Raw genomic sequence first — 22,881 nt, 5'->3', positions numbered from 1 at the left:
ATCGGCCGGCGCCCCGTTTCACGTGAAACAGCAAAGGGCCGTACCCGCGGGGTACGGCCCTTCACCTGCTCTGGTGAGCTGTGCCCTTAGGCAGCAACAACCTCGATGCCGAGCTGAGCAGCGACCTCGGGGTGCAGACGCACGGACACCTGGTGCCCGCCGAGCGTCTTGATCGGCGAGCCGAGCTCGACGCGACGCTTGTCGACGTCGGGGCCACCGGCAGCCTTGATCGCCGAGGCGATGTCGGCCGGGGTCACGGAGCCGAAGAGACGGCCGGCGTCGCCGGAGCGAACGGCCAGACGGACCTTCACGGCCTCGAGCTTGGTCTTGATCTCGTTGGCCTGCTCGATCGTGGCGATCTCGTGGATCTTGCGGGCGCGGCGGATCTGCGCCACGTCCTTCTCGCCACCCTTGGTCCAGCGGATGGCAAAGCCACGCGGAACCAGGTAGTTACGGGCGTACCCGTCCTTGACGTCGACGACGTCGCCCGCAGCACCGAGGCCGGAGACCTCGTGGGTGAGGATGATCTTCATGATTCGGTCACCCTTCCCTTATCGCGCGGTGGACGTGTAGGGCAGCAGCGCCATCTCACGGCTGTTCTTGACGGCCGTGGCGACGTCACGCTGGTGCTGCGTGCAGTTGCCGGTCACGCGGCGGGCACGGATCTTGCCGCGGTCGGAAATGAACTTCCGCAGCATGTTCGTGTCCTTGTAGTCCACGTACTGGGTCTTGTCCTTGCAGAACGCGCAGACCTTCTTCTTAGGCTTGCGCACAGGCGGCTTCGCCATGGTGTTTCTCCTGTGTGATCAAGAAGTGGGGGTACGAGCTGCCCTAGAAGGGAGGCTCGTCCGAGTAGCCGCCGCCGGAGCCGCCGGAGCTTCCGCCCCAACCGCCTCCGCCTTGCTGGCCCCCGCCCTGCTGACCGCCGGACGGAGCGCTCGTGGCCCACGGGTCGTCGGCGGGAGCGCCGCCGCCGCCCTGCTGGCCACTGCCACCGGGACCGCCGCCCCAGTTGCCGCCGCCCTGCTGGCCGCCGCCGTATCCACCCTGGCCGCCCTGGCCACCGCGACCGGTGGTCTTGGTGACCTTGGCCGTGGCGTTCTTGAGGCTGGGGCCGACTTCCTCGACATCCAGCTCGTAGACCGTGCGCTTGACGCCCTCGCGGTCTTCGTACGACCGCTGCTTCAGCCGGCCCTGCACGACAACGCGCATGCCTCGCTGGAGCGACTCGGCGACGTTCTCCGCCGCCTGCCGCCAGACCGAGCAGGTGAGGAACAGGCCTTCGCCGTCCTTCCACTCATTGGTCTGCCGGTCAAAGATGCGGGGAGTGGACGCGACACGGAACTTCGCGACCGCCGCACCGGACGGGGTGAAGCGCAGCTCGGGGTCGTCGACGAGATTGCCGACGACCGTGATGACGGTCTCGCCTGCCATGGGTGAACCTCTCGGCGGGGATTGCTTCTGGCTGCTTGCTGCTACTCGGACCCGATGACCGCTGAGCTAGATGCTCAGTGGATCTCGGGACGGAGGACCTTGGTCCGGAGGACCGACTCGTTCAGGTTCATCTGGCGGTCGAGCTCCTTGACGACCGCAGGCGAGGCCTGCAGGTCGATGACCGAGTAGATGCCCTCGGGCTTCTTCTTGATCTCGTAAGCGAGACGACGACGGCCCCAGGTGTCGACCTTCTCAACCTTTCCATCGCCCTCACGGACGACGGAGAGGAAGTTCTCGATCAGCGGGGAGACAGCGCGCTCCTCGAGATCGGGGTCGAGGATGACCATCACCTCGTAGTGACGCATGTGGAACCCACCTCCTTTGGACTCAGCGGCCACGGTCGTTCCGTGGCAGGAGGGTCGTGATGCGTGAGCATTCAGTGTCTCCGAGTGGAACAGCCACCACTGACAACGCCCTCCTTCGAGAGGGGGCTGACGTGCTGGCCTGGGCAGACACCGGTGCAGACCGTACAGAGTACCCGCACACCGGCTTCCGGTTGAAATCCGGTGGTCAGGAGACGCAATCTGGACACATCGGATGTGAGTGGCGCCACAACGCGCCACCTTCCGGCCAGGAGGTCTCCATGGCACAGGCAATACGATCCCGTCCCCGTCCCCGGATTTCCCTTCTCGCCACGGACGGCAGGCCCCACCCGCTCCAGGAGACCCTGGTGGCGGCGACGCTCGTCCTCGGGGCGCTCGCCTTCGTGACGGCGATGTTCCACAACCTGCATCTGATCAGTTCGTGGGCCGGACTCATCGGAATCCTGGTGGGTGCGTACGGGCAGTACGTCTCGGTGACCACGCGCGAGCGGTTCCCCCTGATCATCGGCATGGGCGCGTCCGCCATCGGGTTCTTCCTGGGCATGGCCCACGGTGGCCTCTTCGGCGGCTTGGTGGGCTGATCCGCGACAGATACGACCAGACACATACGACCAGATACAGCCGGTAGCGCGACGCCCGGCGCGAGGAGCCCCGAGGGCCCTGGCGCCGGGCATCGGGCGGGAACGGGTCCATCCGCTCCCCAAAAGGGGCGGGACCTTGCCGGTCCGTCCCGGCGGGGGCGGACCGGCAAGGTCCCATAGGGCCAGACGGCGCGCTCCCCGGTCGCAGTAGGCTTCGGCGCGAGAGCCGGAGCCCCTGACCGATGGGGACACACCTGCCGAGGAGCGCCCCGCATGAGCCTGACCCTGAGGACCATCAGCCGAGAGCAGCATCTGGCGTACATCCAGAACCTGCCCGCGGCGAGTCACATGCAGGTCCCGGCATGGGCAGATGTGAAGGCCGAGTGGCGCTCGGAGAGTCTGGGCTGGTTCGACAAGAGCGGGCAGCTCGTCGGCGTCGGCCTGGTGCTCTACCGGCAGTTGCCCAAGATCAAGCGCTATCTCGCCTATCTGCCCGAGGGCCCGGTCATCAACTGGTACGCCCCGAATCTGGACGACTGGCTCCAGCCGATGCTGACGCATCTCAAGCAGCAGGGCGCCTTCTCCGTGAAGATGGGTCCGCCGGTCGTCATCCGCCGCTGGGACTCCGCCGCCATCAAGTCGGGCATCCAGGACCCGGACGTGAAGCGACTGCGCGACGTCGAGGCCACCCACATCGAGCCGCGTGCCTTCGAAGTCGCGGACCGGCTGCGGAAGATGGGCTGGCAGCAGGGCGAGGACGGCGGTGCCGGATTCGGTGACGTACAGCCCCGCTACGTGTTCCAGGTGCCGCTGGCGAACCGGTCGCTCGAAGACGTCCACAAGGGCTTCAACCAGCTGTGGCGACGCAACATCAAGAAGGCCGAGAAGGCCGGCGTCGAGGTCGTCCAGGGCAGCTACGCGGAGCTCGACGAGTGGCAGCGGCTGTACGAGATCACCGCCGAGCGGGACCGCTTCCGTCCGCGTCCGGTGGGCTACTTCCAGCGCATGTGGACGGCCCTCAACACTGAGGACCCCAACCGGATGCGGCTGTACTTCGCCCGGCACGAGGGCGAGAACGTCGCGGCCGCGACCATGCTGATCGTCGGCGGGCACGTCTGGTACTCGTACGGTGCGTCCGCCAACCACAAGCGCGAGGTCCGGCCCTCGAACGCGATGCAGTGGCGGATGCTGCGCGACGCGTACGCCATGGGGGCCACCGTCTACGACCTGCGTGGCATCTCCGACTCGCTGGACGAGACCGACCACCTCTTCGGCCTGATCCAGTTCAAGGTCGGCACCGGCGGGCAGGCGGCCGAATACCTCGGAGAGTGGGACTTCCCGCTCAACAAGCTGCTGCACAAGGCACTCGACATATACATGTCGCGCCGCTGACAGGCACCGTCCCGCTGACTGAACCGGCTTCATTCGTTTCAATGGGGCTTCGGCTCCGCACACCTCCCACACACCGCAGCCACCAGAAGGGTTCCGGACCGGCCATGGCGCTCTCCCTCTACGTCGACACCGCGCGCTGGCGGGCGCACCAGAAATCCGTCCTCGACCAGTTCCCCGGCCTCGTCCCGGTCTGCAAGGGCAACGGATACGGCTTCGGTCACGAGCGCCTCGCCGACGAGGCCATCCGCTTCGGCTCCGACATGCTCGCCGTCGGAACCACCTATGAAGCGGCCCGCATCAAGGACTGGTTCAGCGGCGACCTGCTGGTCCTCACCCCGTTCCGCCGGGGCGAGGAGCCGGTGCCGCTGCCCGACCGGGTCATCCGGTCCGTCTCCTCCGTGGACGGCGTGCACGCCCTGGTGGGCGCACGGGTCGTCATCGAGTGCATGAGCTCGATGAAGCGCCACGGGGTCAAGGAGGAGGAGCTCGGGCAGCTGCACGCCGCCATCGAGGACGTACGTCTCGAAGGCTTCGCCCTGCACCTGCCGCTGGACCGCACGGACGGCTCGGACGCGGTCGAGGAAGTGATCGGCTGGATGGACCGGCTGCGCGCGGCCCGGCTGCCGCTGCACACCATGTTCGTCAGCCATCTGCGCGCCGAGGAGCTGGGCCGGCTCCAGCGGCAGTTCCCGCAGACCCGTTTCCGCGCCCGCATCGGCACCCGGCTGTGGCTCGGCGACCACGAGGCAACGGAGTACCGGGGCGCCGTTCTGGACGTCACGCGTGTCGCCAAGGGCGACCGTTTCGGCTACCGCCAGCAGAAGGCCGCCTCGGACGGCTGGCTGGTGGTCGTCGCGGGCGGTACGTCGCACGGTGTGGGCCTGGAAGCCCCGAAGGCCCTGCACGGTGTGATGCCACGCGCCAAGGGCGTCGCCCGCGCGGGCCTGGCCACCGTCAACCGGAACCTGTCCCCGTTCGTCTGGGCCGGCAAGCAGCGCTGGTTCGCCGAACCGCCGCACATGCAGGTGTCGATCCTGTTCGTCCCGTCGGACGCGCAGGAGCCGAAGGTGGGCGACGAGCTGGTGGCCCATCTGCGCCACACGACCACCCAGTTCGACCGTCTCGTCGACCACTAGGGCCGGCCACTGGCGTCGACCGCCCCGTCGGCCACTGGCGGGCGGCAAGGTGCCGGGGCGCTTTCCGGAGACCCGGAGAGCGCCCCGTCTCAGTCGGCGACCGGTCCGTGCGCCGTGTCCCATTCCGCCTGCGGCCCTTCCACGGCGGCCACGGCATGGTGCGGCGGACGCGCCGCCCGCCCCAGCACGAACACGTCCCGGGCGCCGTCGAGCACTCCGCCGGACGGATCGTCCGACCCGTCGCGTCGTACGACGTCCCGCTCCGGCATGAGGATGTCCCGTACGACAACGGCGCAGAGGTACAGCGTGCCCAGCAGATGCAGGGCGATCGCCAGCTGATACCCCTCCGTGGGAAGCCCCTGGTGCTTGTCCCCGCTCGTCGTGTACGCGAGGTACATCCAGATGCCCAGGAAGTACATGACTTCGCACGCCTGCCAGATCAGGAAGTCGCGCCAGCGCGGCCTGGCGAGGGCGGCCAGGGGGATCAGCCACAGCACGTACTGCGGCGAGTAGACCTTGTTGACGAGGATGAACGCGGCGACGACGAGGAAGACGAGCTGCGCGAAACGCGGTCTGCGCGGCGCCATCAGCGTCAGCGCACCGATGGCCGCGCACAGCAGGACCGTCACCAGGGTCGAGACGGTGTTGACGGTCGCGACCTCGATGGGCTGGCCGGTGCGCTGGGTGATGATCAGCCAGAAGGAGCCGAAGTCGATGCCCCGTTCCTCGCTGAACGTGTAGAACTTCTTCCACCCCTCGGGGGCGTAGATCATCACCGGCAGATTCGCCACCAGCCAGGACAGGGCCGCCCCGAGCGTCGCCAGGCCGAACTGCCGCCATTTACCGGCCCGCCAGCACAGTACGAAGACGGGGCCCAGCAGGAACACCGGATAGAGCTTGGCGGCCGTGGCGAGCCCGATGAGGATGCCGAACGCCAGCGTCCGGCCGCGGGACCACATGAGCATCGCCGCGGCCGTCAGCGCGACGGCCAGCAGGTCCCAGTTGATCGTCGCGGTGAGCGCGAAGGCCGGCGCGAGGGCGACCAGCAGTCCGTCCCAGGGGCGGCGCCGGTGCGTACGGGCGACGCAGACCGCGATGATCACGGCGCAGATCATCAGCATGCCCGCGTTGACCATCCAGTACATCTGCTCACGGTGCTGGATGGATCCGCCCGGCGTCAGCCAGGACGCGATCTGCATGAACACACCCGTCAGAACGGGGTACTCCAGGTACTGCATGTCGCCGGGCAGCCGGTCGAAGTACGGCACGAGGCCCTCGGAGAAGCCACGTGCGACATAGAGATGCGGAATGTCCGAGTAGCAGGCGTGCGTGTACTGCGAACCGGCACCCCTGAACCACGCCCAGTTGTAGCAGGGCAGCTTCTGCACCATGCCGAGCGCGAACATCCCGAGGGCCGCCAGCGCGACGACGCCCACGGGCGTGAGTGCCGTGCTGCCGAGACGTGCCCAGCGCCCCGACCGCCCGCCGATCAGCTCACTGCCGGCCTCGGCGATCTCGTCCTGGTGCGTGGGCCGTACGACGGGCCGTTCCTCGTGCACACTCGTGTCTTCTGCGCTTGGCATGCCGCTCATCCTGCCGTACGGGACTGAGGGAACGACGAGGGCCGCCGCACCGTGTGGTGCGGCGGCCCTCATGACCGGGTCGGGTCGCCGGTCCGTCCGGGCGGACCGGCGTCAGCCGGACGGGCCCCCGAAGATCCCGCCACCATTCGGGTTGCCGTTGCCATTGCCGTTGCCGTTGCCATTTCCGTTGCCGCCCTCCGGCGGGGGTGACGGGGGCGGGCTGCCGCCGGGACCGCCGTCGGTTCCGCCGTTCGCAGCACCGGCATTGGTTCCGCCGTTGTCGTTCTGGCAGTTCCAGTCCCATGCGCCACAGGTTTCGGTGGGGTCGGGCACCGGCGGGGACGGAGGCGTCGAGGGCCGCTCGGACGGCTTCTTGGGCGGCGAGGGCGAATCCTCCTTGGTGGGCGTCGGCCTGGGGCTCTGTGCGCCGCCGCCGTAGACCTTCTCACCGATCGGCGACGGCTCCGGGAAGGTCAGGGCCGGCTGGCCCTTCAGCGCGCCCGCCATGTAGTCGTGCCAGATCTGGGCCGGGAACGAAGCACCGTGGATCGTCTTCTCACCACCCGTGCCGTACATCTTCTGGAACTCGCGGTTCGCGTTCTTCTCGTTGTCGTCGAGCCGGTACATGCTGATGGCCGTCGACAGCTGCGGGGTGTAGCCGACGAACCAGGCCGACTTGTTGTCGTCCGTCGTACCCGTCTTGCCCGCCACGTCGCGGCCGGGCAGCTGCGCGGGGGTACCGGTGCCCTTCTCGACGACGTTCTTCAGGACATCGGTGACGTTGTCGGCGATGTCGGCACCGAAGGCACTCTTGGTGACTGCCTTGTGCCGGTAGATGACATCGCCCTCGTACTTCACCTCGGTGACCGAGAAGGGCTCGCGCTGCTGCCCGCTGGCGGCGAAGGTCGCATACGCGCCGGCCATGCGGATCGCGCTGGGCGAGGACGTACCGATGGAGAACGACGGCACATTCGAGTCGGCCATGTTGTTGTCGTCCTTGAGCCCCGCGGCTATGGCTATGTCCTTCACCTTGTCGGTGCCGACATCCATGCCGAGCTGCACGTACGGGGAGTTGGCGGACCACTGCATCGCCTCACGAAGGGTGATGTTGCCCTTCGACTCATGGCCGTCGTTGGCCTGTAGCCACTCTTTTCCGTTCTCGTCGGTCCAGATCTGGCCGTTGTACTTCTTGATCTTCAGTCTGTCGTTGGCGTTGTAGACACTCAGCGGCGAGACCTGCTCACGCTGCGACACGGCCTGGTCCGGGCCGAGCGCGGGGTCGCGCTTGCCGTACTCCATCGCCGCCGCGAGCACGAACGGCTTGAAGGTCGACCCGACCTGCGCGCCCGTGGGGTCGGCATTGTTGGTGTAGTGCTTGGTCGCGTCCTGACCACCGTAGATCGCCACGATGGCGCCGGTCTTGGGATCCACCGACCCGCCGCCGAACTGGACATGGGTGTCCGTCTGCGGGCGCTCCTTCGGCTTGATCTTGTCGTCGTAGACCTTCTGGACCGCGGCGTCGAGCTCCTTGACCTTCTTCTTGTTGAAGGTGGTGTGGATCTCGTAGCCGCCCTGGGCGAGCTTCTCCGCCGTGACGCCCTTGTCGTTGTTGTTGAGGAAGTACGACTTGGCGAGGTCGACCAGATAGCCGGTCTGGCCGCCCAGCTGGGCATTCTTCTTCGGCGGAACGGGCATCGGAAACTCGGTGTACTTGGCGCGCTCCTCGGGCGAAAGGCGCTTGTCCTTCACCTCTTCGTCGAGGATCCACTTCCACCGCTTCTTGGCCCGTTCGGTGTTCTTCGCCTCGGTGGCCTGCGTGGCGTCGATCTCGGGGGCGCCCGCCGGGTCGTAGTAGGTGGCCCCCTTGAGCAGCGTGGCCAGGAACGCGCACTGGCTGGCGTTCAGTTGGCTGGCGTCCTTGTTGTAGTACGTACGGGCCGCCGCCTGGATCCCCGACGCACCCCGCCCGTAGTACGAGATGTTGAGGTAGTCCCTGATGACGACCTTCTTGTCCATCTTGTTGGCGACCTTGAGCGTGATGAAGAGTTCCTGGAACTTCCGGCTCAGGGTCTGGTCCTGGGACAGGTAGGAGTTCTTCACGTACTGCTGGGTGATCGTCGATCCGCCCTGGGTCTCGCCGCCCGACGCCATGTTGTACAGGGCGCGGGCGATGCCCATGGGGTCGATACCCCGGTCGTGGTCGAAGGACTTGTTCTCGGCCGAGATGACCGCGTTCCGCATGGCTTCGGGGATCTGCTCGTACCCGATGATCTGACGGTTGACCTCACCGCCCGTGGCGACCATCTGCGTGCCGTCGTCCCAGAAATAGACGTTGTTCTGCGCTTTCGCGGTGTCCTTCACCTGGGGCGTGGTGACCATCGCGTACGCGAGGCCGGCCAGGCCCATCAGCAGGCCGAGGAAGCCGATGCAGAGGCTGGAGACGAGCTTCCACGACGGCACCCAGCGCCGCGCGCCGTACTTCCCGGCGCGCGGGTAGTCGATGAAGCGCTTCTTGACAGGGCGCTGACCACCGCGGCCGCGCCCCCGGCCCGGGCCCTCGTGTCCGTCGCCGCCGCTGCCTCCGCGCCGACGGCCACCGCCACCGCCGCCACCGCGGCCGCCACCTCGCTGGGCGGCCCGTCTGGCCGCTGCACGCCCGCCGTACGGGCTTTCCCCGCCCTGCGAATCGGCCGGTGATTCAGAAGTTACTCCGCGTGACGGAGCGGCGCGGCGTCCTGAGGACTGCTGGGCGGCTCGTCTGGCCGCTGCACGCCCGCCACCTTGCGGTTGCGGCGTTTTGCGACGGTGCTCGCTCATGGAACGACTACTCCTCGGGCAGGCGAGAGCGCCTGGAAGCGGCAGTTGAGATCCGGTCCCCCCGAATGACGGACCAGCCCTGCGACAGGCTCATCCGCAGCGCATCCGGCTGGCCCGCGAAGACTGACGCGCGCGGCCGTCTCACGGTTCCCGGTGGTCTGCATGCCGCACAGACTACGCACGGTCAAAACCCTCCTAGGGCCGAACTTCACCCCAAACAACGCAAGTCGGTGCCTACGAATTCACGATGTGACGCCGTTCACGATGACCCCCCTTGTCGCAGCGCGGCGACCGATCTATCGTCGTGATGTATCGAGTCGATACATCAGCTCGGTACATCAGCTCGGCACAGGGCTCCGCAAGGGCACTCGGACAGGAAGGAGGCGAAGGTGAGCAGACGCTCCGGCATCCTCGAATTCGCCGTCCTCGGTCTGCTCCGCGAATCCCCGATGCACGGGTACGAGCTGCGCAAACGCCTCAACACTTCGCTGGGCATCTTCCGCGCCTTCAGCTACGGCACCCTCTACCCCTGCCTCAAGACGCTGGTCGCCAACGGCTGGTTGATCGAGGAACCGGGAACCGCTCCGGCCGCCCTTCCGCCTGCCGCCGGCCGTGCGGTCGCCCCCGCGTCCTCACTCGCCGGGCGCCGCGCCAAGATCGTCTACCGGCTGACTGCGGAAGGTAAGGAGCACTTCGAGGAGCTGCTTTCGCACACCGGCCCCGATTCCTGGGAGGACGAGCACTTCGCAGCCCGTTTCGCCTTCTTCGGGCAGACGGAGCACGAAGTGCGGATGCGGGTGCTGGAAGGCCGACGGAGCCGGCTGGAGGAGCGCCTGGAGAAGATGCGGGCCTCTCTGGCCCGCACCCGCGAGCGCCTCGACGACTACACACTTGAGCTGCAGCGACACGGCATGGAGTCCGTGGAGCGCGAAGTGCGCTGGCTGAACGAGCTCATCGAGAGCGAGCGGTCGGGACGGGATCAGCGACGATCCTCGCCCGGGAGCGAAGCTCAGCAGAACACAGCAGGAGCGACGGACGGCCTGCCCCGGCATCGGGGGAACACCCCGCCGGATCCGTCCGACGACACCTCAAAGTGAGGTCCCCGCAGATCCGCGGGGCTTCATCGGGAACATCCATTACACACAGGGAGCAACCGGAATGGGTTCGGTTCGCGTAGCCATCGTCGGCGTGGGCAACTGCGCCGCCTCGCTGGTCCAGGGCGTCGAGTACTACAAGGACGCCGATCCGGCCGGCAAGGTGCCCGGTCTGATGCACGTCCAGTTCGGCGACTACCACGTGCGGGACGTCGAGTTCGTCGCTGCCTTCGACGTCGACGCGAAGAAGGTCGGCCTCGACCTCGCGGACGCCATCGGTGCGAGCGAGAACAACACCATCAAGATCGCCGACGTTCCCAGCACCGGCGTGACCGTCCAGCGCGGCCACACCCACGACGGCCTGGGCAAGTACTACCGCCAGACCATCGAGGAGTCGGCCGAGGCCCCGGTCGACATCGTCCAGGTCCTCAAGGACCGCAAGGTCGACGTCCTCGTCTGCTACCTGCCCGTCGGGTCCGAGGTCGCTGCGAAGTTCTACGCGCAGTGCGCCATCGACGCCAAGGTCGCGTTCGTCAACGCTCTCCCGGTCTTCATCGCCGGCACCAAGGAGTGGGCGGACAAGTTCACCGAGGCCGGTGTCCCGATCGTCGGCGACGACATCAAGTCGCAGGTCGGCGCCACCATCACCCACCGCGTGATGGCGAAGCTCTTCGAGGACCGGGGCGTCATCCTGGACCGCACGATGCAGCTGAACGTCGGCGGCAACATGGACTTCAAGAACATGCTCGAGCGTGAGCGCCTGGAGTCCAAGAAGATCTCCAAGACGCAGGCCGTCACCTCCCAGATCCGCGACCGCGAGCTCGGTGAGGACAACGTCCACATCGGTCCGTCGGACTACGTGGCCTGGCTGGACGACCGCAAGTGGGCCTACGTGCGCCTCGAGGGCCGCGCCTTCGGTGACGTTCCGCTGAACCTGGAGTACAAGCTGGAGGTCTGGGACTCCCCGAACTCCGCCGGTGTCATCATCGACGCCGTCCGCGCCGCGAAGATCGCCAAGGACCGCGGCATCGGCGGCCCGATCCTCTCCGCGTCCTCGTACTTCATGAAGTCCCCGCCGGTTCAGTACTTCGACGACGAGGCCCGCGAGAACGTCGAGAAGTTCATCAAGGGCGAGGTCGCCAACTGACGCGACCGGACACGGCGTGTCGACGCGGTTCGGTACTGAGCGACAACGCTCCGTCCCTTCCGCACCGTTGAGGGTCCCCGGGTCATCCACCCGGGGACCCTCGACGTATGTGACTCTTGATCACATGTCCGTCGTCGGTGATCTGCGCGTACTGCTGCGCCTTCGGAACTTCCGTCGTCTGCTCGCCGTGCGGCTTCTCTCCCAGTCCGCCGACGGCGTCTACCAGGTCGCGCTGGCGGCACACGTCGTCTTCTCCCCGGAGAAACAGGCATCGGCAGGGGCCATCGCCTCCGCCATGGCCGTGCTCCTGCTGCCGTACTCACTCATCGGCCCCTTCGCCGGCGTCCTGCTGGACCGCTGGCCACGCCGTCAGGTCTTTCTGTACGGCAATCTGCTGCGCGCCGCACTCGCCTGCTGCACCGCATTCCTGATCCTGGGTTCCGCACCCGATTGGCTCTTCTACGTCTCGGCGCTGTGCGTCACCGCGGTCAACCGCTTCGTGCTGGCCGGGCTCTCGGCCGCCCTGCCGCGTGTCGTCGACAAGGACCGGCTGGTGCTGGCCAACTCGCTCTCACCGACCGCGGGCACACTCGCCGCCACGGCCGGCGGCGGCCTCGCCTTCGTCGTACGGCTGGTGCTCGCCGACTCCGACGCGGCGGTGGTGCTGCTGGGCGCGGCGCTCTACCTCGCTTCGGCACTGGCCTCCCTGGGCCTCGCCACAGGGCTCCTCGGACCGGACCGGGACGGACGCCGCATCCGGCTGCGGAAGGCTCTGGCCATCACGGCGCGCGGACTCGCCGACGGGCTGCGCCATCTGGCGGAGCGGAAGCAGGCCACCCGCGCGCTGGCCGCCATGACCGTGATCCGCTTCTGCTACGGGGCGCTGACCGTGATGGTGCTGATGCTGTGCCGGTACGCCTGGTCCGACAGCGAATCCGAGGGCCTGGCCCTCCTCGGGCTGGCTGTGGGCATATCCGGTGCGGGATTCTTCGCGGCGGCCGTGATGACACCGTGGGCGGTGGGACGGCTCGGGCGGTTCCGCTGGATGGCCGTGTGCGCGGCGGCGGCCGCTGTCCTCGAACCCGCGCTGGGGCTGTGGTTCGTCCCCGTGCCGATACTCGTCGCGGCGTTCATCCTCGGGCTCGTCACTCAGGGGGCGAAGATCGCGACCGACACAGTGGTGCAGACCTCGGTGGACGACGCCTTCCGCGGCCGGGTCTTCTCCCTCTACGACGTGCTGTTCAACGTCGCGTTCGTGGGCGCTGCCGCGGTCTCCGCCCTGATGCTGCCTCCTGATGGTCGGTCGTTCGTGGTGGTGATCGGGGTGGCGGTGCTCTATGCGGCCGTCGCCGCACCGCTGTTCCGGTGGGGCCGTGCCGAGAGGGCGCTCTGACCTGTGCGCGAGGGGTGCTGTTTCACGTGAAACAGCACCCCTCGCCGCAGCGGGGGCGGTCATGTTTCACGTGAAACATGACCGCCCCCGTTCCCGGTGCGCGCCGATCGAGCCTCCAGCGGTCTCAGTTCTGCGCGGCCCACCACTTCTTGAGCTTCTCGACCGCCACGTCATGCCCCATCGGCCCATGCTCCAGCCGCAGCTCCAGAAGGAACGCGTAAGCCTTGCCGATCACCGGCCCCGGGCCGACACCCAGGGTCTTCATGATCTCGTTGCCGTCCAAGTCGGGCCGGATGGCATCCAGCTCCTCCTGCTCCTGCAGCTGCGCAATGCGCTCCTCGAGCCCGTCATAGGTCCGCGAGAGGGCGGCGGCCTTGCGCTTGTTCCGCGTGGTGCAGTCCGAGCGGGTCAGCTTGTGCAGTCGCTCCAGCAGCGGGCCCGCATCACGCACGTACCGGCGCACTGCGGAGTCGGTCCACTCACCGTCGCCGTAGCCATGGAAGCGCAGATGAAGCTCCACGAGCTTCGAGACGTCCTTGACCATGTCGTTGGAGTACTTGAGCGCGGTCATCCGCTTCTTGGTCATCTTGGCGCCCACCACCTCGTGGTGATGGAACGAGACGCGCCCGTCCTTCTCGAAGCGCCGCGTCCTCGGCTTGCCGATGTCATGGAGGAGAGCGGCAAGGCGCAGAACCAGATCGGGGCCGTCCTCCTCCATGCCGATCGCCTGCTCAAGGACGGTCAGCGAGTGCTCGTAGACATCCTTGTGACGGTGATGCTCGTCACTCTCCAGCCGTAGGGCCGGGAGCTCCGGCAGCACCTGCTGCGCCAGACCCGTGTCGACGAGCAGCGCCAGACCCTTGCGGGGGTTGGCGGAGAGCAGCAGTTTGTTGAGCTCCTCCCTGACCCGCTCGGCGGAGACGATCTCGATGCGCGCGGCCATTTCCGTCATCGCCGCGACCACATCGGGAGCGACGTCGAAGTCCAGCTGCGCGGCGAAGCGAGCGGCACGCAGCATGCGCAGCGGATCGTCGGAGAAGGATTCCTCAGGTGTGCCGGGGGTGCGCAGCACCCGCTGGGCCAGGTCCTCAAGGCCGCCGTGGGGGTCGACGAAGTCTTTCTGAGGAAGCGCGACGGCCATCGCGTTGACCGTGAAGTCACGACGGACGAGGTCTTCCTCGACGGATTCGCCGTAGGACACCTCGGGCTTGCGCGAGGTCCTGTCGTACGCCTCCGACCGGTATGTGGTGACTTCGATCTGGTAGCCGTCCTTCTGGACACCCACGGTGCCGAAGGCGATCCCGACCTCCCACACCGAGTCGGCCCACGGCCTGACGATCTTCAGTACGGCCTCGGGGCGGGCGTCGGTCGTGAAGTCCAGGTCGTTCCCGAGCCTGCCGAGCAGCGCGTCCCGGACCGAGCCGCCGACCAGAGCGAGACTGAATCCGGCATCCTGGAAACGGCGGGCGAGATCGTCGGCGACCGGTGACACCCGCAGCAGTTCGCTGACTGCGCGGTGCTGCACCTGGGTCAGGGCACGGGAGCTGTCTTCATTGGCGTTCGACACAACTGAAAAGGGTACGTGCCCGGACCGGCCCGGTCGTCCTGGTTTCGTCCCGTCCTGCGAGACTCTTCCGATCATGTAGCGGACTCCCCAGCACTTGATGCCCGCGCACATCGTTACCATGCGGGGACGCAGCAACCGACAACCATCGACACCAGCTGACGACGACGAGGGACGGGTAGGCGCGTGGCCGAGGCGGCACACATTCAGGGGATCGGTCCCTCTCCTGCCCGCCGGTGGCTGCGGCGCACAGCCGCCCTGATCATCGGGGCACCGCTCGTCGCAACGCTGCTGGCCGGGCCGACCGCATCCGCCGCGCAGGCCGGCGGGACGGCCAAGGTCCGCGGCGTCTCCGACACGGTCGACGTGTCCCTGAACACCGTTTCCCCGAGCGCACCGGTCAAGGGGGACACACTCACCGTCTCCGGCACCGTGACCAACCGGGGCAAGGAGACGATCACACAGGCGGAGGTCGACCTGCGGGTGGGCCCGAGGCTCTACGGCAGGACGGCGGTCGACACCGCCGCCAAGCGCACCGGGTACGTCCCCGGCAGCGACCCCGCCCCGCTCGGCGGCAAGTACACGGTCAAACTCGCGAAGCTCCCTTCCGGAATCAGCCAGGACTTCACGCTGTCCGTCCCGGTCGGCAAGTTGGGGCTCGGCGACGACGGCGTCTACCAGCTCGGGGTCTCACTGTCGGGGCAGACCCCCCGCGCCCGTTACGACCAGGTGCTGGGGATCCAGCGCACCTTCCTGCCCTGGCAGGAGGGGCAGCGCGACTCCAGGACGAAGGTCACCTACCTCTGGCCACTCATCGCATCACCCCACGTCACCGCCGAAACCGGCTCCGACGATCAGCAGACACCCGTGTTCGCGGACGACGACCTGGCCGCCGAGCTCGCCCCGGGAGGCCGCCTCGAACAGCTGGTCTCGCTGGGCAGCCAGCTGCCCGTGACGTGGGTCATCGACCCGGATCTGCTGGCCAGCATCGACGCGATGGCACGGAACTACCGCGTGAAATCCGGCGACACCACGGTCGCCGGGAAGAACCAGGCCGTCGCCAAGCAGTGGCTCACCTCGCTGGAGGCCGCGGTATCCGACGGCAAGGTCATCGCGCTGCCGTTCGCCGACCCCGATCTGGCGTCCCTCGCCCACCGTGGCAAGAACGTGTCGGGCACCCTCAGCCACCTCCAGACCGCCACGGATGTGGCCGGGACGACGGTGCAGACCATCCTGCATGTGAAGCCGTCGACCGACTTCGCCTGGCCCGTCGACGGGGCGATCGACCCGTCGATCGTCGACGTCGCCACCTCGGCCGGCGCGCACAACGTGATCGCCCGCAGCGACAGCCTCCAGGAGACCGACAGGCTGCCGTACACGCCGACCTCGGCCCGTCCCATCGGCGGCGGCACCACCGCCGTGGTGGCCGACGCCCGGCTCTCCACGGCCTTCCAGGGCGATATGTCGAAGGCGGGGAAATCCACCCTGGCCGTACAGAAGTTCCTCGCACTGACCCTCGCACTGGCCGATCAGGACACGGACGAGGAACGGAGCATCGTCGTCGCGCCGCAGCGCATGCCGACGGTCGCCCAGGCCCAGTCGATGGCCCACGCCCTGCACGCCCTCGACGACGAACGCTGGACCCAGCCCCTCGGGCTCGTGGACGCGGCCGAGGCGAAGCCCGACGCGGACGCGACGACCAGCGTCCCCGGGTCCTCCCAGTACCCGAAGAAGCTCCGCAGCCAGGAGCTGCCCACCCAGGCCTTCCAGGACATCAAGTCCACCCAGGCCTCGCTCAACAACTTCCAGGTCATCCTCACCCACCCCGAGCGGGTGGTGACCCCCTTCGGCAATGCGGTCAACCGGTCCATGTCGACGTCGTGGCGTGGCAGGCCACTGGAGGCCCAGCAGTACCGGGACTCGGTACGCACCTATCTGCAGGGCCTCATCAACGAGGTCCAGCTCATCTCGAAGTCGGACGTCACCCTGTCCGGCCGCAGCGCCACGATCCCCGTGACCGTGCAGAACAGGCTGTTGCAGGGCGTGGACCACCTGGTCCTCCGGCTGAAGTCGGAGAACGCGACCCGGCTCAAGCTGAACGACGGCGGAGCCGTGGCGGAGCAGCCGATCCGTATCGCCGGCGGCCACAGCCAGTCCGTGAAGTTCGACGCCGCGGCCAACGTCAACGGCCAGGTCCAGATGACCGCACAGCTCTACACCGAGGACGGCACTCCCTACGGCGGGGAGATGACCTTCACCGTGAAGGTCTCCGAGCTCACACCGACCGTGCTGCTGGTGATCGCCGGCGGGCTGCTGCTCCTGGTCCTCGCAGGCATCAGGATGTACACCCAGCGCAAGCGGGCCAACGCCGGCGGCACGGACGGGGGCGACGGCAGCGATCCCGAGCAGCCGAGTGACCCGACACCGGACACCGGTCCGGAAAGCGGGGCGCCGTCGGGCCCGGGTGAGAAAGTGGAACGTTGAGCGATGTCTGTCGTGGCCGGTCGGCCGGGGACGATGAGGTGGGGTTTCGATGAACGCGCCGTACGACGGTGACCGCGGTCAGGGTGCGGGCGGAGCCGGGTCTTCCGGTGGCTCCCCGGTCCCTCCCGGACCGGACCAGTTTCCGCCGACGCCCGATCCGTACCTTCAGTCCGCGTACGACTACGACCCCTACCGGGCTCAGGATCTGTCCGTCCAGGACCCGGTGACCGAGGCGCTGTACGACCGCGCCGCGCACCCGCCGCCGCCCCCCGGCACCTACCAGCAGCCCCAGCCGCTCTACCAGCAGCCGCCCGCGGCGCAGTACGCACCCGACCCGCGCGTCTGGGCCCAGACCCCACCGCCCGAGCCCGACGGGCCGTCGCGGCACCTGCCGTACGGCGACAACCCGGCGACCACCCAGTTCGTCGGGGTCGACGATCTCGTCAGCCAGGCGTCCGACGTCCGTGAGCAGCCGGACGCCTTCGCACATCTGTTCCGGGACCAGGAGGGCCCGGCGGGTTCCTCGCCCGTCCCTGCCGCCCCCGAGCCCGCCCCGGCGCCCGCACCGCCCAAGTCCGGTGGACGCGCCTCCGGCGTGCTGAAGTCCAGCGCACTGATGGCGGCCGGCACGCTGGTGTCCCGGCTCACCGGATTCGTCCGCACGCTTGTGATGACCGCCGCGCTCGGTGCGGCACTGCTCGGCGACAGCTTCATCATCGCGTACACCCTGCCGACGATGATCTACATCCTCACCGTCGGCGGCGGGCTGAACTCGGTCTTCGTTCCCCAGCTCGTCCGTTCCATGAAGGACGACGAGGACGGCGGCGAAGCCTACGCCAACCGGCTGCTGACCCTCGTGATGGTCGCGCTCGGAGTGATCGTCACGATCGCCGTCTTCGCCGCGCCGTGGCTGATCCACATGATGTCGCCGACGATCGCCAGGGACACGGCGGCCAACAGCGTCGCGGTGACGTTCGCCCGGTACTGCGTGCCGACCATCTTCTTCATGGGCGTGCACGTCGTGATGGGCCAGATCCTCAACGCCCGCGGCAGGTTCGGCGCGATGATGTGGACCCCGGTCCTCAACAACATCGTCATGATCTTCACGTTCGGCATGTTCATCTGGGTCTACGGCACCTCCGCCGAATCCCAGATGGGGGTCCAGACGATCCCGCCGGAGGGCGTGCGGCTCCTGGGCATCGGCACGCTGCTCGGTCTGGTCGTCCAGGCCCTGGCCATGGTCCCGTATCTGCGGGAGGCGGGTTTCCGCTTCCGTCCGCGCTTCGACTGGAAGGGGCACGGGCTCGGCAAGACGGTCAAGCTGGCCAAGTGGACCGTCCTGTTCGTGCTGGCCAACCAGGCAGGCGTGCTCGTCGTCACCCAGCTCGCGACGTCGGCCGGCAAGCTGTCCGGCAAGGACGGCGCCGGTTTCCTCGCGTACTCCAACGCCCAGCTCATCTGGGGCATGCCGCAGGCGATCATCACCGTGTCGGTCATGGCCGCTCTGCTGCCCCGCATCTCCCGCGCCGCCCACGACGACGACCCGGGCGCCGTACGCGACGACATCTCTCAGGGGCTGCGGAACTCGGCCGTGGCGATCGTGCCGGTGGCCTTCATGTTCCTCGCCCTCGGCCTGCCGATGTGCACCCTGCTGTACGCCTCCGCGGGCACCGAAGCGGCCCGGTCCATGGGCTTCATCCTCATGGCCTTCGGTCTCGGCCTGATCCCGTATTCCGTGCAGTACGTGGTGCTGCGAGGCTTCTACGCCTACGAGGACACCCGCACGCCCTTCTACAACACGGTCATCGTCGCCGCGGTCAACGCGGCTGCCTCGATCCTCTGCTACATGATCCTGCCGGCCCAGTGGGCCGTGGTCGGCATGGCTGCCTCGTACGGGCTCGCCTACGCCGTCGGCGTGGGCATCGCCTGGCGACGGCTCCGCAACCGGCTGGGCGGCGATCTGGACGGCTCCCACGTCGTGCGCACCTATGCCCGTCTGTGCCTGGCCGCCATCCCGGCGGCGGCGCTCGGCGGTGGCGTCGGCTTCGCTGTCCTCATGGGACTCGGCGAAGGTGCCTTCGGGTCACTCGTCGCGCTGATCTGCGGTGGGGCCGTTCTGCTGGGAGTCTTCTTCCTCGCTGCCAAGCGGATGCGAATCGAAGAGATCAACGGCATGGTCGGCATGGTTCGAGGGCGGCTCGGGCGCTGAGGAACACAGCCGCACAACCATCACCGCCCCTTGCGTGTCGTGCATAGCGCCGGAGTGTGGGCACAATTGGCATGACTGTGCAGAGCTGGCTGGCATCGCGCAACGGATGGGGAGGCAGGAACGACGGTGGCGGAACGTAGCACGGCTGCCGTCGACGTGGCCGACAACAGCGGTGATGAACCGCTGGCCGCCAAGGCGGACGAGGCCACGACCGACGGGACGGCGGAAGCTCAGGACACAACGGGCACAGAGCAGCAGGAAACGGACGGTGAGCACATCAGCTCCGAGACCGCCCTGCCGAGCCCCGATCTGCACAGCGGACACAAACTTGCCAGACGCTACCGGCTCGAAGAGTGCGTCACCCGTCTGGACGGGTTCAGCAGCTGGCGCGCGGTCGACGAGAAGCTGCGCCGCGCGGTCGGCGTCCATCTGCTTCCCGCAGACCACCCCCGAGCCCGCTCGGTGCTGGCCGCGGCCCGCTCCTCCGCACTGCTCGGCGACCCGCGCTTCGTGCAGGTGCTCGACGCGGTGGAGGAGAACGACCTCGTCTACGTCGTCCATGAATGGCTCCCCGACGCCACCGAGCTCACCTCGCTGCTGGCCGCAGGACCGATGGACGCACACGACGCGTACCAGCTCGTCAGCCAGGTCTCCCAGGCCATGGCGGCCGCACACCGCGAGGGGCTCGCACATCTGAGGCTGACCCCGGGCGCGGTGCTGCGAAGCTCGACCGGGCAGTACCGGATCCGCGGCCTCGCGGTGAACGCCGCGCTGCGGGGTATCACCTCCGACAGCCCGCAGCGCGCGGACACCGAGGCGATCGGCGCCCTGCTCTACGCCGCGCTGACCCAGCGCTGGCCGTACGAGGCCGACGCCTACGGCCTGTCCGGGCTGCCCAAGGGAGTGGGGCTGATCGCCCCCGACCAGGTGCGGGCCGGTGTCCACCGCGGCCTGTCCGAGATCGCCATGCGCGCACTCGCCAACGACGGCGCCACTGCCTCCCGGCAGGAGCAGCCGTGCACCACCCCGGACGAACTGGCCAAGGCCGTTGCCGCGATGCCCCGCATCCGTCCTCCGGAGCCCACCTTCACGGCGCCCCCGGAGTACCAGCGCACGACCTACCAGCAAGGCACCTACGGGCGCCCGCCCACGGCCTCCGGTGTCACCACGCAGCCCGTGATCGCCGTGCCCCCGGCCCCGCTCCAGAGCCGCACCGGCAAGGTCCTCAAGTGGGCGGTGTCCGCACTGCTCATCGCCGCGCTGGGCCTCGGCAGCTGGCAGCTCGCCGAGACGCTCCTCGACCACAGCAACGACTCGGGGAGCGACGACACCACGCAGACGACCCCGAAGAACGAGGACAACAAGGCTCCGGCCCCTCTCAAGCCGCTGCGGATAGCCGCTGCGACGGAGTTCATGCCCAGCGGTTCGGGGATGAAGCCGGAGGACGCGCCGAAGGCCGTCGACGGCAATGCGAGTACCGCCTGGATCACGTACCGCTACCAGGGCTACGCCAACTTCGGCAACATCCCGAACCGCCGGGACGGCAGCGGCATAATCGTCGATCTGGGCAGCGTTCAGGACGTCAACGGCATCAAGGTCGAGATGTTTCGCAGTGGGCAGAAGGCCGAAGTGCTCGCGGCCGACGCGAACGCCTCCGCCCCGTCGTCGCTCTCGGACTTCTCTCACCGCCTCACCAAGCTCGGAATGGTGGGGGGCGAGCTGAAGGAGTCCCTCGCCAAGCCCGTACGGACCCGCTACGTGCTGATCCACATCACGGAGTTGCCGTCGGACGGGACGTCCGACGGCTACCGCGGCGGAATCTCGGAGATCTCGGTACTCGGCTGACGCGAAAGGCCGGTGGGGAGCCCCCACCGGCCTTTCGCATGCCGACCGCCGACCGGGACGATCCCCTAAGGAACGGCTGCCGCCCACTGCCCCTGCTCACTCGAATCGTGATAGACAGACGCACCTTGACGCAGAGAGGGAGGGAGGAGGAGGTGGCCGCCGAGCCGTCGGAACCACTCAGCGACTCAGACCTCCTCGCTCGCCATGTGGCCGGTGAACCCGACGCCTTCGGCGAGCTCGTACAACGCCACCGCGACCGGCTGTGGGCCGTGGCCCTGCGGACCCTGGGCGACCGCGAGGAAGCCGCCGACGCCGTCCAGGACGCGCTGGTCTCCGCCTTCCGGGCCGCCCACACCTTCCGCGGCCAGTCCGCCGTCACCACCTGGCTGCACCGCATCACCGTCAATGCCTGCCTCGACCGGGTCCGCAAGGCAGCCACCCGCAAGACCTCGCCGGTCGATGACACCGAACGGTTCGACCAGCTCCTCGAACCGCACGAGTCCGCGGAAGCCCCGGCGGAGCGCCGGGACCTGCACCGCGAGCTCCTGGCCGCACTCGCTACTCTCCCCGCCGAGCAGCGTGCCGCCCTGGTCCTCGTGGACATGCAGGGATACCCCGTGGCCGAAGCAGCTCGCATCCTCGACGTCCCGACAGGCACCGTGAAGAGTCGCTGCGCGCGGGGCAGAGCCCGGCTGGCCCCTCTGCTCACTCACCTCCGCAGTGAGGGCACAGGAGCCGAGGAACCCGATGGGGGAAGGAACCGGACGCCTCGCGCATCCGTCCCACCCGCGTCGGGGCCGAGGGACGCCGGTACAAGCGATCCTGCTGCAGTGAAGGGCGGAGGTGGACGCGCATGACATCAACGACCGACATGAACCGGCACCCGGACGTCTCGGAGATCTCCGATCTCACGGAGGAGCTGCTCCCGCAGTCACGTGCGGCCGAGGTACGCGGCCATGTGGACGGCTGTGAACTCTGCGGCGATGTCCATGCCTCACTCATGGAGATCCGCGAGCTGCTCGGCACCGTGCCCGCACCCCAGCACATGCCCGACGATGTCGCGGACCGCCTCGACGCCGCGCTCGCCGCCGAGGCTCTCAGTACCGCGGCGCCCGTCGGCACGGCGCATGTTTCACGTGAAACAGAACCTTCTGCGGCGCAGAAGCCGGAAACGGAGCTCGGTCTCCCGGACCGCCCTGCCGGACGTCCCCGGGTCACCACCACCGGTCCCGGCCGCCGACCGGCCCGGCGCCGCCGCTCAGCCGTGCTCGGCACCGCACTCGGGGCAGCCGTGGTCGGTGTGGGCGTCTTCATGCTGCAGAACGTCCAGCCGTCCCAGGAGGATGCCGGCCTCAAGGCTGCGGACCGGGGCTCCAGCTCCGCGGCGAAGGGCGCGGGAACCTTCTCGGCCTCCACACTCGAAGGCCGGGTCCAGACGCTCCTTCTGGGCTCGGGCACGGGGCCGTCGAGTCCCAAGGGCACCGTCACCGAGAAGAAGGCACCGCCGTCCGTCGGCATTCAGTCGACGCCCAAGAGCGACCCTCCCGGGACCGAGCCGCCTCGAACGCCGTTGCGCACACCCGTCGTGTCCGTTCCCCTCTGCGTGGAGCAGGGCATTGGGCGGAAGGCCGCGGCCCTCGCCGTGGAGGAAGGCACCTACGAGGGCGCGGATGCGTTCCTCGTCGTCCTGCCGCACCCCTCCGACGTGACCCGCGTCCAGGCGTATGTCGTCGACGCGGCCTGCGTTCGGGAAAAGCCCGGCGCCAAGGGGAAGCTACTGCTGACCCGCGCCTACGCGCGCCCCTGAAAATCGCGCCGG

The 22,881-nt window shown here is 68.3% G+C and carries 18 protein-coding genes; 11 read left to right on the top strand and 7 right to left on the bottom strand.

Going from position 1 to position 22,881, the window contains the following annotated elements; genetic code table 11:
• Window positions 1-86: 86 nt before the first annotated feature.
• The 4 genes from rplI to rpsF all read right to left on the bottom strand — a co-directional run bounded on the left by rplI (window position 87) and on the right by rpsF (window position 1,799).
• On the bottom strand, window positions 87-533 hold the full coding sequence (rplI, locus tag ACIOMQ_RS07760; protein WP_266747338.1) for a 50S ribosomal protein L9: 447 nt from the start codon (window positions 531-533) through the stop codon (window positions 87-89).
• A gap of 18 nt (window positions 534-551) precedes the next feature.
• Window positions 552-788: a 30S ribosomal protein S18 gene (gene rpsR, locus ACIOMQ_RS07755; protein WP_003967857.1), complete on the bottom strand. Its 237-nt coding sequence runs from the start codon at window positions 786-788 to the stop codon at window positions 552-554.
• Between the two features lie 43 nt (window positions 789-831).
• Window positions 832-1,434 (bottom strand): single-stranded DNA-binding protein, encoded by a 603-nt coding sequence (locus tag ACIOMQ_RS07750; RefSeq protein WP_362210790.1) that lies wholly within the window; start codon window positions 1,432-1,434, stop codon window positions 832-834.
• 74 nt (window positions 1,435-1,508) lie between these two features.
• Window positions 1,509-1,799 (bottom strand): 30S ribosomal protein S6, encoded by a 291-nt coding sequence (gene rpsF / locus ACIOMQ_RS07745; RefSeq protein ID WP_362210791.1) that lies wholly within the window; start codon window positions 1,797-1,799, stop codon window positions 1,509-1,511.
• A gap of 278 nt (window positions 1,800-2,077) precedes the next feature.
• Between rpsF and ACIOMQ_RS07740 the strand changes: the two genes are divergently transcribed.
• From ACIOMQ_RS07740 to ACIOMQ_RS07730, 3 genes are all read left to right on the top strand, one after another.
• The gene (locus ACIOMQ_RS07740; protein ID WP_362210793.1) at window positions 2,078-2,398 is read left to right on the top strand and encodes a hypothetical protein; all 321 of its coding nucleotides are present in this window, start codon (window positions 2,078-2,080) and stop codon (window positions 2,396-2,398) included.
• Window positions 2,399-2,671: 273 nt separating this feature from the next.
• The gene (locus tag ACIOMQ_RS07735) at window positions 2,672-3,790 is read left to right on the top strand and encodes a peptidoglycan bridge formation glycyltransferase FemA/FemB family protein (RefSeq protein WP_362210796.1); all 1,119 of its coding nucleotides are present in this window, start codon (window positions 2,672-2,674) and stop codon (window positions 3,788-3,790) included.
• 104 nt (window positions 3,791-3,894) lie between these two features.
• Window positions 3,895-4,926 (top strand): alanine racemase, encoded by a 1,032-nt coding sequence (locus ACIOMQ_RS07730; RefSeq protein WP_362210817.1) that lies wholly within the window; start codon window positions 3,895-3,897, stop codon window positions 4,924-4,926.
• Between the two features lie 89 nt (window positions 4,927-5,015).
• On the opposite strand, the gene ACIOMQ_RS07725 is transcribed toward ACIOMQ_RS07730, so the two are convergent.
• Both ACIOMQ_RS07725 and ACIOMQ_RS07720 read right to left on the bottom strand, forming a co-directional pair.
• A complete protein-coding gene (locus ACIOMQ_RS07725) occupies window positions 5,016-6,509 on the bottom strand; it encodes a glycosyltransferase family 87 protein (protein ID WP_402188213.1) in 1,494 nt (497 codons plus the stop codon).
• A 111-nt stretch (window positions 6,510-6,620) separates the two neighbouring features.
• A complete protein-coding gene (locus tag ACIOMQ_RS07720; RefSeq protein WP_402188211.1) occupies window positions 6,621-9,326 on the bottom strand; it encodes a transglycosylase domain-containing protein in 2,706 nt (901 codons plus the stop codon).
• A 389-nt stretch (window positions 9,327-9,715) separates the two neighbouring features.
• Between ACIOMQ_RS07720 and ACIOMQ_RS07715 the strand changes: the two genes are divergently transcribed.
• From ACIOMQ_RS07715 to ACIOMQ_RS07705, 3 genes are all read left to right on the top strand, one after another.
• The gene (locus ACIOMQ_RS07715; protein ID WP_362210805.1) at window positions 9,716-10,423 is read left to right on the top strand and encodes a helix-turn-helix transcriptional regulator; all 708 of its coding nucleotides are present in this window, start codon (window positions 9,716-9,718) and stop codon (window positions 10,421-10,423) included.
• Between the two features lie 61 nt (window positions 10,424-10,484).
• Window positions 10,485-11,567, top strand: a complete 1,083-nt coding sequence (locus ACIOMQ_RS07710; protein WP_362210808.1) for an inositol-3-phosphate synthase — start codon at window positions 10,485-10,487, stop codon at window positions 11,565-11,567.
• Between the two features lie 124 nt (window positions 11,568-11,691).
• Complete coding sequence (locus tag ACIOMQ_RS07705; RefSeq protein WP_362210811.1) at window positions 11,692-12,960, top strand: MFS transporter; 1,269 nt, start codon at window positions 11,692-11,694, stop codon at window positions 12,958-12,960.
• Between the two features lie 124 nt (window positions 12,961-13,084).
• Here the strand turns inward: ACIOMQ_RS07705 and ACIOMQ_RS07700 are convergent, their stop codons facing one another.
• Window positions 13,085-14,527 (bottom strand): CCA tRNA nucleotidyltransferase, encoded by a 1,443-nt coding sequence (locus ACIOMQ_RS07700; RefSeq protein ID WP_402188208.1) that lies wholly within the window; start codon window positions 14,525-14,527, stop codon window positions 13,085-13,087.
• A 183-nt stretch (window positions 14,528-14,710) separates the two neighbouring features.
• Between ACIOMQ_RS07700 and ACIOMQ_RS07695 the strand changes: the two genes are divergently transcribed.
• The 5 genes from ACIOMQ_RS07695 (at window position 14,711) to ACIOMQ_RS07675 (ending at window position 22,869) form a co-directional block, all read left to right on the top strand.
• Complete coding sequence (locus tag ACIOMQ_RS07695; RefSeq protein WP_402188206.1) at window positions 14,711-17,008, top strand: DUF6049 family protein; 2,298 nt, start codon at window positions 14,711-14,713, stop codon at window positions 17,006-17,008.
• Between the two features lie 49 nt (window positions 17,009-17,057).
• On the top strand, window positions 17,058-19,217 hold the full coding sequence (gene murJ, locus ACIOMQ_RS07690) for a murein biosynthesis integral membrane protein MurJ (RefSeq protein WP_402188204.1): 2,160 nt from the start codon (window positions 17,058-17,060) through the stop codon (window positions 19,215-19,217).
• Between the two features lie 126 nt (window positions 19,218-19,343).
• Window positions 19,344-21,062, top strand: coding sequence for a protein kinase family protein (locus tag ACIOMQ_RS07685; RefSeq protein WP_362192447.1), 1,719 nt, complete (start codon window positions 19,344-19,346; stop codon window positions 21,060-21,062).
• Window positions 21,063-21,214: 152 nt separating this feature from the next.
• A complete protein-coding gene (gene sigM / locus ACIOMQ_RS07680) occupies window positions 21,215-21,919 on the top strand; it encodes an RNA polymerase sigma factor SigM (protein WP_401985916.1) in 705 nt (234 codons plus the stop codon).
• The gene (locus tag ACIOMQ_RS07675) at window positions 21,916-22,869 is read left to right on the top strand and encodes a hypothetical protein (protein WP_401985918.1); all 954 of its coding nucleotides are present in this window, start codon (window positions 21,916-21,918) and stop codon (window positions 22,867-22,869) included. Before sigM ends, ACIOMQ_RS07675 begins: the two co-directional genes overlap by 4 nt.
• Window positions 22,870-22,881: the final 12 nt, after the last annotated feature.

The organism is Streptomyces sp. NPDC087845 (genome assembly GCF_044742755.1).
In the GTDB taxonomy this organism is placed as follows: Bacteria; Actinomycetota; Actinomycetes; order Streptomycetales; family Streptomycetaceae; genus Streptomyces.
The sequence above is the reverse complement of the archived record's forward strand: the minus strand, read 5'-3'. Positions and strand labels throughout refer to the sequence as shown.

Excerpts from the sequence above, each read along its gene's own strand:
- rplI (WP_266747338.1), bottom strand. The coding sequence starts at position 533 with ATGAAGATCATCCTCACCCACGAGGTCTCCGGCCTCGGTGCTGCGGGC.
- rpsR (WP_003967857.1), bottom strand. The coding sequence starts at position 788 with ATGGCGAAGCCGCCTGTGCGCAAGCCTAAGAAGAAGGTCTGCGCGTTC.
- ACIOMQ_RS07750 (WP_362210790.1), bottom strand. The coding sequence starts at position 1,434 with ATGGCAGGCGAGACCGTCATCACGGTCGTCGGCAATCTCGTCGACGAC.
- rpsF (WP_362210791.1), bottom strand. The coding sequence starts at position 1,799 with ATGCGTCACTACGAGGTGATGGTCATCCTCGACCCCGATCTCGAGGAG.
- ACIOMQ_RS07740 (WP_362210793.1), top strand. The coding sequence starts at position 2,078 with ATGGCACAGGCAATACGATCCCGTCCCCGTCCCCGGATTTCCCTTCTC.
- ACIOMQ_RS07735 (WP_362210796.1), top strand. The coding sequence starts at position 2,672 with ATGAGCCTGACCCTGAGGACCATCAGCCGAGAGCAGCATCTGGCGTAC.
- ACIOMQ_RS07730 (WP_362210817.1), top strand. The coding sequence starts at position 3,895 with ATGGCGCTCTCCCTCTACGTCGACACCGCGCGCTGGCGGGCGCACCAG.
- ACIOMQ_RS07725 (WP_402188213.1), bottom strand. The coding sequence starts at position 6,509 with ATGCCAAGCGCAGAAGACACGAGTGTGCACGAGGAACGGCCCGTCGTA.
- ACIOMQ_RS07720 (WP_402188211.1), bottom strand. The coding sequence starts at position 9,326 with ATGAGCGAGCACCGTCGCAAAACGCCGCAACCGCAAGGTGGCGGGCGT.
- ACIOMQ_RS07710 (WP_362210808.1), top strand. The coding sequence starts at position 10,485 with ATGGGTTCGGTTCGCGTAGCCATCGTCGGCGTGGGCAACTGCGCCGCC.
- ACIOMQ_RS07705 (WP_362210811.1), top strand. The coding sequence starts at position 11,692 with ATGTCCGTCGTCGGTGATCTGCGCGTACTGCTGCGCCTTCGGAACTTC.
- murJ (WP_402188204.1), top strand. The coding sequence starts at position 17,058 with ATGAACGCGCCGTACGACGGTGACCGCGGTCAGGGTGCGGGCGGAGCC.
- ACIOMQ_RS07675 (WP_401985918.1), top strand. The coding sequence starts at position 21,916 with ATGACATCAACGACCGACATGAACCGGCACCCGGACGTCTCGGAGATC.